This window comes from Flavobacterium sp. 245 (assembly GCF_004362055.1).
Lineage (GTDB): Bacteria > Bacteroidota > Bacteroidia > Flavobacteriales > Flavobacteriaceae > Flavobacterium.
Genome location: NZ_SNXB01000004.1, coordinates 211052 through 223643, shown reverse-complemented (window position 1 = coordinate 223643; position 12592 = coordinate 211052). Strand labels below are relative to the sequence as shown.

General features: G+C 34.4%; 9 protein-coding genes. 5 read left to right on the top strand and 4 right to left on the bottom strand.

What is annotated here, in order from left to right:
- Nucleotides 1-106: 106 nt before the first annotated feature.
- Nucleotides 107-829, top strand: coding sequence for a hypothetical protein (locus EV145_RS09720; protein WP_133525022.1), 723 nt, complete (start codon nucleotides 107-109; stop codon nucleotides 827-829).
- Between the two features lie 135 nt (nucleotides 830-964).
- Here the strand turns inward: EV145_RS09720 and EV145_RS09715 are convergent, their stop codons facing one another.
- Nucleotides 965-1492 carry a hypothetical protein gene (locus EV145_RS09715; protein WP_133525021.1) on the bottom strand — a complete coding sequence of 176 codons (528 nt, stop codon included), beginning with the start codon at nucleotides 1490-1492 and terminating at the stop codon, nucleotides 965-967.
- Nucleotides 1493-1704: 212 nt separating this feature from the next.
- Between EV145_RS09715 and guaA the strand changes: the two genes are divergently transcribed.
- The 4 genes from guaA to EV145_RS09695 all read left to right on the top strand — a co-directional run bounded on the left by guaA (nucleotide 1705) and on the right by EV145_RS09695 (nucleotide 7806).
- Complete coding sequence (guaA, locus tag EV145_RS09710) at nucleotides 1705-3234, top strand: glutamine-hydrolyzing GMP synthase (RefSeq protein ID WP_133525020.1); 1530 nt, start codon at nucleotides 1705-1707, stop codon at nucleotides 3232-3234.
- A gap of 61 nt (nucleotides 3235-3295) precedes the next feature.
- Nucleotides 3296-5212, top strand: a complete 1917-nt coding sequence (locus EV145_RS09705) for a LysM peptidoglycan-binding domain-containing protein (protein WP_133525019.1) — start codon at nucleotides 3296-3298, stop codon at nucleotides 5210-5212.
- 96 nt (nucleotides 5213-5308) lie between these two features.
- Nucleotides 5309-7405 carry a LysM peptidoglycan-binding domain-containing protein gene (locus EV145_RS09700; protein WP_133525018.1) on the top strand — a complete coding sequence of 699 codons (2097 nt, stop codon included), beginning with the start codon at nucleotides 5309-5311 and terminating at the stop codon, nucleotides 7403-7405.
- On the top strand, nucleotides 7405-7806 hold the full coding sequence (locus tag EV145_RS09695; RefSeq protein WP_133525017.1) for an OsmC family protein: 402 nt from the start codon (nucleotides 7405-7407) through the stop codon (nucleotides 7804-7806). Before EV145_RS09700 ends, EV145_RS09695 begins: the two co-directional genes overlap by 1 nt.
- 53 nt (nucleotides 7807-7859) lie before the next feature.
- Here the strand turns inward: EV145_RS09695 and EV145_RS09690 are convergent, their stop codons facing one another.
- The 3 genes from EV145_RS09690 to EV145_RS09680 form a co-directional block, all read right to left on the bottom strand.
- Nucleotides 7860-9716: a glycoside hydrolase family 35 protein gene (locus EV145_RS09690; RefSeq protein ID WP_133525016.1), complete on the bottom strand. Its 1857-nt coding sequence runs from the start codon at nucleotides 9714-9716 to the stop codon at nucleotides 7860-7862.
- A gap of 85 nt (nucleotides 9717-9801) precedes the next feature.
- Nucleotides 9802-11178, bottom strand: a complete 1377-nt coding sequence (locus EV145_RS09685; protein WP_133525015.1) for a Gfo/Idh/MocA family protein — start codon at nucleotides 11176-11178, stop codon at nucleotides 9802-9804.
- Between the two features lie 70 nt (nucleotides 11179-11248).
- On the bottom strand, nucleotides 11249-12571 hold the full coding sequence (locus tag EV145_RS09680; RefSeq protein WP_133525014.1) for a DUF3472 domain-containing protein: 1323 nt from the start codon (nucleotides 12569-12571) through the stop codon (nucleotides 11249-11251).
- Between the last annotated feature and the right edge of the window lie 21 nt (nucleotides 12572-12592).

Here is a 12592-nt window from a genome sequence, read left to right as displayed (position 1 = left end):
TTGTTATAAAATACTTAAAGTTAAAGTGCGTAAGTAAATTATATTATTTTTGCTTTGCTATACTATTTTATAAAATCAGAAAGGCGAGATCGATAAAACTTTTTAAATGAAGCATATTTTATTTTTCATATTATTTTTTACCGCTGTAACAATCTCAGCCCAAACAGAATTTAGTACTAAATTCAAGAGTATTCCAGCGCCAAAATTTGGTGCCGAACCAAAAAAAATGCCTGCTCCAGATATGCCTGATCTTAATGATCCTGCCGCTCCAACTGCTGAAATTCCGAGTATCAAAACGCCAAATGTTTACGATAATACTAAGTTGACTACAAAATCAAAATTTCAGGTAGGCGAAGAAAAAAGCAAATTCACGATGTCAACAGAAACTGAATTTGCTAATCCTGGCGATCGTTATGTTGCCAAAATGGAAAAAGATTTAGATAAAGCCTTAAAAGATGCAGGACTTCGCGAAGGCCGAGGGACATTGGTAAAGAAAAATATTTCATTGGGTGATTTTAAAACAAAATCGCAATATTTTATCGTAAAGTTTCGTGATTTTGGAGCAATCGACGGCGATTTAGTAAAGGTTTCAAATAATGATCTGGTAATTAGGGATCAAATATTTTTGGACTCTAATTTTAAAGACGTAAAAATAAATCTCTCTGACGGATTCAATAAATTAGATTTTGAAGCTTTAAATATTGGAACCCTCGGAGGAAATACTGCCGAGATTCAAGTGTATGATGATAAAGGGCAATTAGTAACTAATGACTATTGGGATAATCTTGCCGCTGGATTCAAAGCTTCTATTGTAGTTACGAAAGAATAATTTTTTAAGATACTAAGATACTGAGGTTCTAAGGTGCTGAGAAAGAACAGCATTTTAGAACCTTGTTAGTTTAAGGCTAAATCCAAATATCCCAGTACAAAAAAACTTAGAACCTTAGTATCTTAGCATCTTAGACTAAAACGGATCCGCAGTAACCTTAAACTTCATATCGGCTTTTACAGTTACATCTTTAGTCAATGTTTCTTTCAAAGTTACCTGAGTTCTTATTTTGTAGCTGCTGGCTTTTATATACTGATCCAGTTTTTTATCGGTACAAATCAAATCAATTGTGTTGGTTGTTGCCATAATATTGTCTTGATAAGCCAATTCTATTTCGTCTGAATTTGTTGTAGAAATATACAAATGAACCGATTTTAGAAACGTAAAAGTTTTATCAGAAGGATCAGAAATCGATAATTTTAATGACCTTAGTTTTACATCTTTTACAAGACTTGCTTTTGTTTTATTGTTTTCAAATTCGGCAGATGAATTTGTTGTTACTTCAGGAGTGATAATTTCCGAAGGCAGATTAATTGGTGAAGTACTCTTGATTTTTATTGAAGTTTCATTAGAAATATTGAAGGTCAATAAGTCATCAACAGCATCGCAAGAGATAAAAAAGATTGACAGTAAAACCGTCAAAACAATAAATTTTGATTTCATAGTTAAATTTAAATTGGGCTTTTCTGTAGATACGAAATATTTTGGGTTTTGGATTTTTTGTGAAGATACTAAGTTGCTAAGGTTCTAAGATTCTAAGTTTTTTATTTTTGTGGTTTAAAAAAAAACTTAGAATCTTAGAACCTTAGAGCCTTTTTAAGAAAAAAAATCAAAATTCCATTTTTAAGATTGAAATATAAAAAGTATTTTTGCGCATGCAACACAACGTACTTATTTTAGATTTCGGATCGCAATATACACAGCTTATTGCGCGTAGAGTTCGCGAATTAAATATATTCTGCGAAATTTTCCCTTACAATCACTTTCCTAGTGATTTATCACCTTATAAAGCCGTAATTTTAGGAGGAAGCCCATTTTCTGTTCGTGCAGAAGACGCTCCACATCCTGATTTATCTCAAATTCGTGGCAAACTTCCAATGTTGGCAGTTTGTTATGGAGCACAATATTTAGCACACTTTAGTGGTGGAGAAGTAGCAGCTTCAAACACAAGAGAATACGGAAGAGCTAATTTGTCTTATATTAAAGAGAATGAAGTTTTCTTTGATGGAGTTTCAGAAAACAGCCAAGTTTGGATGAGCCACAGCGATAGTATAAAAGGACTTCCAACAAATGCGGTAAAACTTGCAAGCACGCATGATGTAGAATTTGCTGCTTACAAAATTGAAGGCGAAACAACATACGGAATTCAATATCATCCAGAAGTTTTCCATTCTACTGATGGATCAAAAATGCTGGAGAACTTTTTAGTTAAAATTGCCGAAGTTCCTCAAAACTTTACACCAAATGCTTTCGTTGAAGAAATGGTGGCAGAATTAAAAGAGAAACTAGGAAATGATAAAGTAGTTTTAGGATTATCAGGCGGTGTAGATTCTACTGTTGCAGCGGTTCTATTGCATCAGGCAATTGGTAAAAACCTTTACTGTATTTTCGTAAACAACGGACTTTTGCGTAAAAACGAATTCCAAAATGTATTAGATCAATATAAAGGGATGGGATTGAACGTGAAAGGTGTTGATGCCGGAGATCGTTTTCTTTCTGAACTTGCTGGTATCAGTGATCCTGAAACCAAACGTAAAACTATTGGACGTGTATTTATCGAAGTTTTTGATGATGAATCACATTTGATCGAAGACGTAAAATGGCTGGCTCAGGGAACTATTTATCCTGATGTAATTGAGTCGGTTTCTGTAAAAGGACCATCGGCTACAATTAAATCACACCACAATGTGGGCGGATTGCCAGATTATATGAAATTAAAAATTGTAGAACCGCTTAGAATGCTTTTTAAAGATGAAGTAAGAAGAGTTGGAGCTACTTTAGGAATAGATCCAGAATTATTAGGAAGACACCCTTTCCCAGGACCAGGATTATCAATCAGAATTTTGGGAGATATTACACCTGAGAAAGTTCAGATTTTACAAGATGTTGATTCTGTATTTATTGAAGGATTAAAATCATGGGGATTATACGACAAAGTTTGGCAGGCTGGCGCGATTTTGCTTCCTGTAAACAGTGTTGGTGTTATGGGAGATGAGCGTACATATGAAAAAGTGGTTGCACTTAGAGCTGTAGAATCTACAGACGGTATGACGGCTGACTGGGTTCATTTACCTTACGATTTCTTGATGAAAGTGTCAAATGACATTATAAATAAAGTAAAAGGCGTGAATCGTGTGGTTTACGATATAAGTTCAAAACCACCTGCAACAATTGAGTGGGAATAGTAAGATTTTTCAAATTAAGGCGTTACATTTGTAATGCCTTAATTTTTTAAACCTACTATTTATGAGAGAATTTTTAACGTTTTTTCTTGTCTTTATTTTGTCTTTTAACAGAATAACTGCACAAGATTCATTTATTGAGCACAAAATTCAAAAGGGAGAAACCGCTTATTTTATAGCCCAAAAATATAAGGTTTCGGTTGATGAAATCTACAAACTCAACCCCGAATCACAAAACGGAATCAAAGACAATCAGATTATAAAGATTCCACTTCATTCTTCAGAAAAACCAAAATCAGATTCTCCAATTATTCATACTGTTGCTGCAAAAGAAACGCTGTATGCTTTGTCAAAAAAGTATAATGTTTCTCAAGAAGCTATTCAGGAAGCTAATAAAGAAATTCTTGCCGGCGGGCTTCAAATTGGCCAAGAATTGGTGATTCCGCAAAACAATTCAAATACTTCTAAAGCTGAAAATGCAAATGTTTCAAAAGCGTCACATCTTGTTGTAGCTAAAGAATCTTTATTCAGTATTGCGAGACAATACAATGTTTCAGTTCAGGATTTAGAAGATTTAAATAAAAATTTATTGCAAAACGGATTGCAGATTGGTCAGACGATTACAATTCCGAATAAAAGAAAAACAATAGACGGAAGAGTTCGTGTGATTAATCAGGAAACTATTTTTCATGTGGTTGAACCAAAGGAAACTAAATTTTCGATTTCTAAAAAATACGGAATTTCAATTGATCAGCTGGAATCTCAAAATCCAGAAATTGTAAACGGATTAATTGTGGGCAATAAATTGGCCATCAATACTACAGCGATTAAGCCTGCAAATGAAAGTGAAGAACTGATGCTGGCTCTTGCCGAAAAGCAGGTTGTGGTTGAAAAAACAAAAGCCAAAACAGTTGAAATTGATGATTTAAAAGACCGATTAGTTGTTCAGAAAGAAATGAATCAGAAGATTATAAAAATTAATGATTTGAAAGTGAATCTGAATGATATGAATGGCTCTAAAGAAAATTCGGTTGAAAAACTTCGATTGGTTTTGGAAGCAAACAAAAACGTTCAGGATATTTTAATGGCAAAATTAGATTCATTAGTGAATACAATGAATAATGATTTAGTTGAATTAAAACGCATGGATATTTTAAATGTCGATGAATCAAAACGTCTGGAAAAGCAATCGTATGAAAGTATCGGAAAAACAAGTGAATTGTCTTCTCAGCTTAAAAAAGAATTGGCAGAAAATAGAAAAGCCTATGCTGGTTTGATGAACAAAGTAGAAAAAATTGCTGTTGAAGAAAATCAGGAATACAAGAAGAAAATCCGCGAAAGCGAAAAAAATAATAATGTCACTTCAATTCAGCAAAGGCTTTCTTTAGAAGAAATTAAACGTTACAAAATTGAGCAGGAGCAGGGCGATGCACAGAATCAGTTACTGATTGCAAAAATTGATTCATTAGATATTCAGAAAAAGATTGAAGTAAAAAGACACATCAGCAAAGCTTCTTATTATAGTATGGAAGCAAGGAAATTTGATGATAAATTGGCTTTGGTAAAATTGAAAAAGTATCAAGATGAGGCAATTAAAAACAGAAGCATATCGAGTTCAGCCGAAAGTTCCAAAACTATTTCGTTAGAAGAAATGAAACGCGAGCTAGAGGAAAATCCGCTTAAAAAAGGCAAAACGGTAAACGTTGAAGTTTTTGATAATCTTAAAGAAGTTTCCAATGGGTATTACTTAGTTTTGGGTATATTTACAGACGCAACACTAAGAGATAAGTTTATTATGAAACTTATTGATTCTGGTGATTTTAACGCAAGTTTCTTTTTCAATATTAATAGTCTTTCCTATTATGTTTACTCAGATAAGTTCGGAAATATGGAAGAAGTTTTATATAAATGCAAGAAAAAGGAAGAAGATGAGTTATATAAAGAAATAATTATTGCTAAAGTTGAAATCGATCTGAGGTAATTTTTAGGTTGAAATTAACAGTGGCCCGAATCTTGCTCTAACAAGAATTTAGTAACTTGTTTTTGAATTTTAAATTAAATTGTTTTAAGTCCTATTATGAAATATTATTCAACATTATTGTGTCTCGTTTTTTTTGTAACCTGCTCTGCTTTTTCACAGGAAAAGGTGGTGAAATATACAGTTTCGGGTGGAGAAACGGTAAATCAGATTGCGGTAAAATTCAAAGTTACACCTTATGATATTTATGCCTTAAATCCAGATGCTCGAAATGGAGTAAAGCCTAATACGGTTTTGCTGATTCCTGCAAATGGCGCTAAAGCAACGGTTAAATCTGAAACTGCTGTGGCGAAAACATCGGCTAATTCAAAAGAAATTATTCATGAAGTACAGCCAAAAGAAACTTTTTATAGTATTGAACATAAATACGGAATATCTGATGAAGCCCTAAAAGCGGCGAATCCTTTTTTAGAAAAAGATGGCGTTCAGATTGGGCAAAAGCTTGTAATTCCTGCAAAAGGTTCGACTTCTAAAGCAGTAGCAACAAGTGCAAAAACGGTTAAAAATACTACGCAGGAAAAATATGTTTATCATGATGTGCAGCCAAAGGAAACTAAATTTGGTATTGCAAAACAGTACAATATGAGTGTTGCTGAACTAGAAAAGCGTAATCCAGAAATCGTTGAAAATTTGCCAGTTGGTTACCGATTAACGATAAAAGGAACTGCACCTAAAACGGAAGCAGCGCCAGTTGCAAATGCTGTTAAACCTGCTGAAACTAAAAAAGGAACTGAAACCCCTAAAAAGGCAGTTTCCTATATGGATTATCAAGTAAAGCCAAAAGAAACTTTTTATAGTTTAGGAAGAACATTTCATTTGACTCAGGAAGAACTGACAGCATTAAACCCGTCACTTTCTGAAGGTGTAAAAGAAGGAATGGTTTTAAAAGTTCCGACAGGATATTTAGCGCCACAGCCAATTATTGCTCAGGCACAGCCAATTGAAAAAGCTGTTGAGAAACCAATTGAAAAAGCAACAGAAATGCCAAGCGGTATTAAAATTGTCGACAAAGTAAAGTCAGAAACGGTTTCTGCAGCTCCTGAAGTAGTCGAGCTTACAAAGAAAAGAGGTCAGAATGAGCGTCAGAAAGTAGTTTTATTATTGCCTTTTAATTTGGCAAAGCTTCAAAGTGATACAACAAGTATGGGTACTAAAATTAAAAATGACAAATTTTTAAATATGACTCTTGATTTTTATTCTGGAGCTATGATGGCAATTGACTCGGCTAAAACTTTAAAATTGCCAATTGATGTGGCTATTTATGACTCTCAGGAAACCAAAACGTCATCAAATATTTCAAGTTTAATTGCTCAGAATAAATTGCAAAATGCAAATGCAGTTATTGGGCCATTTTATCAAAATAATGCCGAAGCGACTGCAAATATGCTGCGTTTAGATAGTGTGCCTGTTATTTCTCCATTATCAAAAGATGCAGCAAACCCAATTGATAATTTGTATCAGGCGATTCCGTCAAATGATGTAATCCGAAATTCGATTTTTGATTATATGCGTGCTAAAAATGGAAACATTGTGGCAGTAGTCGACAAGAAAAAAGAATCTGTAATTAATTATATTAAGCAAAATCAAAAAGGTGTTGTATTTGCTGCATTGACTGAAACTGGCGGATTGGATGTTGCTAATTTAAAAAGTCTGCTTTTGCCAAATAGAATGAATTACGTTGTAATGGAAACCGGAAATACAGCGATGGTAAAAACAACGATAAAAGCATTGCTTGATTCACAGAAAACATGTCAAGTACAATTGGTTATTTTAGAACCAAACAGTACATTAGATACAGACGAAATTAGTTTTGATAATTTAATTAAGCTGAAATTGATGTATCCATCTGTAACGCGCGAGAGCGATGAGGCTGGTGCTTTAATTTTCAAAAAAGCATATAGATTGAAAAACAAGGTAAATCCGAGTACTTATGCAACGAAAGGGTTTGATGTTACTTTTGATACCATGATGCGATTGGTTCAAGGGAAAACCTATCAGGAAACGGCAGATTTAATGACCACAGAACAAGTGGATAATAAATTTCAATATTACAAAAAAGAAGATGGCGGACACGCAAACAAAGGTGTTTACATTTTATATTACGACACCGATTTAACTTTAAAAGCAGCAAATTAATGACATCAAAAGTAACCTATTTAGGCGATTTAAGAACAAGTTCAATTCACGTGCAATCTGGAAGTGAAATTATCTCAGATGCACCATTAGATAATAACGGAAAAGGTGAAGCTTTTTCTCCAACAGATACAGTTGCTAATGCTTTAGCAAGCTGTATGATGACTATCATGGGAATTAAGGCCCGCGATTTAGAAGTTGATTTTATTGGCTCTACAGCCGAAGTGACAAAAATCATGAACGCAGAACCAAGACGAATTGGTGCAATTGAAATTGTGTTTGATATGAAGAGCAATGCTGATGAAAAAAGCAAAACAATTTTAGAACGTGCAGCAATGACTTGCCCAGTATTCTTGAGTTTAAGTAGTGAAATTGAAAAGAAAATTACTTTTAACTGGAGTTAATTTTCGACTATATAAAAAAAAGCCATTCATCGAGGTGAATGGCTTTTTTGTTTCTATCCTTTTTCAGGTTTTAAATCTTGTAAAATTGGTGTTGCAATAGTTTTGGCTTCTTTTTGAAGGGCTTCATTTTTTTGTTCAAAAATGGTAATTTGGTTTTTACCCTTTTTAAGCCAACATCCTGGAACGTACAAGGTTTGTTGTGGGCCAACGCTCCAATAACGCCCAATATTGATTCCATTTATAAAAACAATTCCTTTTCCAAAATCTCGCATATCCAAAAAAGTATCTCCAGTTTTTTTCAAATCAAAAGTTCCTTGATATAAAACAGGACGATTTGCTTTTCCTGAGTTTCTGTAAGCGGCTAAATCAGGCTCTTTATTCATTGGAAATTTGTACATCTCCCAGTTGCCTGTAATTGTTTCTCCATTGATAATTACCGGACTAATAATTCCTTTATTGTTAGAATTAATTTGAGAACCGTAATTGATGCGTCCCATATTTTCGATTAAAATATCTAAAGTCGCATTGAAAGGAACTTCAATTTCGCAGCTGTATTTTTTGTAATATCGATTTAATTCAGCAACCTTTTTTCCATTAAGATAAACGATGGCATAATCGCGTAATCCGTTTAATTCTAATTTTCCGCTTATAGGTTGTGTGAATTTTTTACTGTACCAGACATAGCCGTCGCCTTGATTTAGTTGTTCAAAAGTTTGTGGCGTATCTTCAATAACGGGTTCTATTTTCGATTTTAAATCTTCTAAATCGACAACTTTCGACAGAGAAATATTCGGAATCGTGATGACAGCAATTTTTTCAGGAGTAGCCGGAGTTTCTTTCGTTTTTAAAAGTTCTCTCAAAGCATTATACTTTGGAGTTGCCCAGCCAGCTTCACTTATTGGGGCATCATAATCATATGATGTCATGTCGGGCTGAATATCGTGCTCTTTATCGTAATTGGCACCAGAAGTAAATCCGAAATTAGTGCCGCCATGAACCATATAAAAATTGAAAGACACATTGTTGTCTAAATATTTTTTGGTTTGGCGAACTGTTTGTTCTGGTTTTTGAGTAGGAAAGGGTTCTGCCCAATGATCTAACCATCCGGGATAAAATTCGGCAACCATATAGGGACCTTGTCCATTATTAAATTGATCGACCACTTTTTTTAGTTTTGCCACATCATCTTCACCATTTGCAGTTGGTAAAGCTCCGGGTAAAGCGCCACCTTCAAAAAGCCAGCTTCCATCTGAAGTAAAAAACGGAACTTCAAACCCAACATCTTTTAATTGCTGAAAAACCGCAGCGCTGTATTTTTTATGTTCTTCTAACGGAATATCTTTTCGCTGTGAAACATAGGAACCGAATTCATTTTCGCCCTGAACCATAATAATTGGACCTCCTTTGGTGATTTGTAAATTGGCAACCTGTTTATATAATTCCGTAAAATAAGCTTTTGTAGCGTTTAAATAGGCTGTGTTATTACCGCGAATAACCATATTTGGAACATTCTGCAAAAACCAAGGATAACCGCCAAATTCCCATTCGGCGCAAACGTACGGACCCGGACGCAAAATCACAAATAAACCTTCTTCCTGCGCGGTTTTAATATATGCAGCTAAATTTTTATTGCCTGTTTTAAAATCCCAGACTCCGGGAGCAATTTCGTGATAATTCCAAAAAACATAAGTGGCAACGGCATTTAAACCCATCGCTTTCATCATTTTTAAGCGATGTCTCCAATAGGGCTGTGGAATTCGGGAATAATGCATTTCACCAGAATGAATTTGTATTGGATTTCCGTTTAAGAGAAAATTCCCATCACGAATCGCAAAAGTTTGTTTTTGCTGCGCCGATACAGTAAGGGAAATCAGAAGAAAAAATAGGACAGTACAACAGATTTTTTTCATAATGATTTTATTTAAAGATGGATATAATGAACAAGAGAGCACTTTTTTAATAGTGCTCTCTCATCCTCTAACTAACCAATATTATTTATTCTGAAAACTCTAATTTTTTCAATTTGTTCCAGCCTCCACGAGTGAAATCTGGTATTTCAACAGGAGCAGAATTATTGTCCAATGAAATTTCTGTTAAAGGACCAAGACAAGACCATTCGGCTAAATCGTAAACATCCATATCTAACGGAAGCCCTTTTTGTAAACAATGAATTAAACGATAATCCATAATAAAGTCCATTCCGCCGTGACCGCCCACTTTTTTAGCTTGCTCCTCAATTCCTTTTGCAATTGGGTGTTTGTATTTTTCCATCAAAGCTTTTTTAACTTCTTCTGGAACAAAAGAGTGTGCGCTTAATTTTTCGTGATTTGGTTTAACATCGTCTCCTAATTCTTTTCCGTCTAAAGCATAACCTTCTAAAGGATATTTATTTGCAAAACCTTTTGTACCGCTCAATTGGTACATTCTGCTGTATGGACGTGGTGAGGTAACGTCATGCTGAATCTGAATTGTTTTTCCGTTTTCAGTACGAATCATTGTCATAGTATGATCGCCATTTCTAAAATCTTTGATTTCCTGACCTGATTTTTGTTTGATGTAAGCTGGGTTTCCAACTGCTTTTGTATCCATAGAAACCAAGAAATTCATTTTGTCTCCTCTATGAATATTTAATGCCTGGCAAGCCGGGCCCATACCATGTGTTGCATATACATCACCGCGGTGTTTGATGTTGTAATCCATTCTCCAATTGTTCCAGTATTCTCCCCAAAAAGGTTGTAAACCATGAATGTAAGAACCTTCAGCGTGAAGAATTTCACCAAATAAACCTTGCTGTGCCATGTTTAAAGTGGTCAATTCGAAGAAATCGTAAACACAGTTTTCTAACTGCATACAATGTTTTCTTGTTTTTTCTGAAGTATCGATTAGTTCCCAGATTTCTTTCATAGTCAATGCTCCAGGAACTTCAATTGCAACGTGTTTTCCGTCTTTCATAGCCTGAACTCCAATTACGGCATGATGAAGCCAATCTGTTGCAACATAAACTAAATCTACATTTGGCAATGCTGTTACTTTTCTCCAAGCATTTTCATCGCCATAAAATTCCTGTGCTTTAGGAAGTCCGGCTTTGGTTAAAATTTCATTCGCTTTTGAAGTATTTTCCTGAGTCATGTCGCATAAAGCAACAATTTCTACACCTGGAATATGCGTCATACGCTCTACAGCACCTGGTCCGCGCATTCCTAAACCAATAAAGGCGATACGAACATTTGGAATTGGTGCGGCAGCCATACGTAAAACATCTTGCTGGCCTTTTGCACGTGGTGGTGTCTTGGTCTTGATCATTTGTGCCGATGCTGTCCATCCGAACAAAAGACATGCGATTAACATGAATCTTAAAATACTAGTTTTCATAATTGTATTAATTTGATTTAATAATTGATAATCTAAATATTGATTATCTGGAAATATTTTTTTTGTTTTTTTATGGCAAAGTGGCAAAATTTATTTCTGGTTTTTTATTTGCTAAAGGTCTTATAAAATTCGTTTTTGGAATTGTAAAATCATTAAAAAAGCCTCCATTTTTAAGGAAGAAAGATTTATTATCTAGACCACCTGCAAAATCCATTCGATATTCTTTTGCTCCTGTGTTGTCAGTAGTAAATCGGGCAGTGTTGATTTCTGTCCAATCGCCTTTATCATCACAAACCCATTGATTATCGAATAAAACTTTACGAGACAAATCTCCTTGTTCTGGAATAAAATTCTCTAAAAATGAATGGAATCTTTTCAAATAAGTATTGGTTTCAGGACGATTAAAACTAGCAATTAATAGCCATTTTTGCAACTCTGGCGCATAAAAATACGCAGTATATGTAGTTGTATTATTGCCTTGCGGAAATCCTTGCAGCAAAAATTTATAGGTAGTTCCAGCTTTCCAATTGTATTTCAAATAGCTTTGGCCTCCTGAACCTTCGTTCCCGAATTCGCCTGTATGCACGTTTTCTCCTTTTTTAAGCATTTTTATTTTATGAGATTCAGGAATACTTTTAGGATCATCTGTTTGAAATGGGCTCCAAACAGAAAATAAAACTCTTCTTTCGGATGCCGAATTAACCTGAATTCCAAAATAACCTTCTCCAAAACCATTTGCCATAAAATAAGAACCTATTTTGTCTTCGTCCTTTGGAACGGTAAGTTCATTATAATACCATTTTGCATTTATGGTTTCTGGAACTTGGTAATTTAAATGTACCGATGGTCCGCGGCGCCCCCAATGGTAGAAGTTTCCTTCATTATTTGGAACAAAAGATATTTTTGCGTCATAATCTGCGCTTGAAATGGTAAGGCGGTTAATTGATGGAAATTGATTTCCGGTTTTGCTAATTCCTTTTATTTTTAAGGCAACATAACCTTCCTTATTGATTTTCCAGTTGCCAATAGTAATTGCTTTTTTTGAAGCAGTAAATTGTACTTTTTTAGATTCGTTTTCAATGGAAAACTCAAGTTCTGATTTTCCAAAAACTTCAACAGATTCTTCAACGGTAAATTGAAATGTTCCCGCTTTTGAAATCTTAAAATAGACCGTAAAAAATTCCTCAGCGCTGGTCCAATTTTCAATACCATTATCAGTAATGGTTTGGTTTTCTTCTAAATGTTTAGAACTGTAGGCATTTCCAGCCAATGGCAACGAAATACTCGTTTTTGGATTTTCCTGAATGTTCTGATTTTTGTTTGCAGTATTATCTTCAGCACAAGAAAATGAAACTAATAAAGAGGCTAGAAATAAGTAAAATAAGTTTTTCATTTTTGGGATATTAGATTTTCT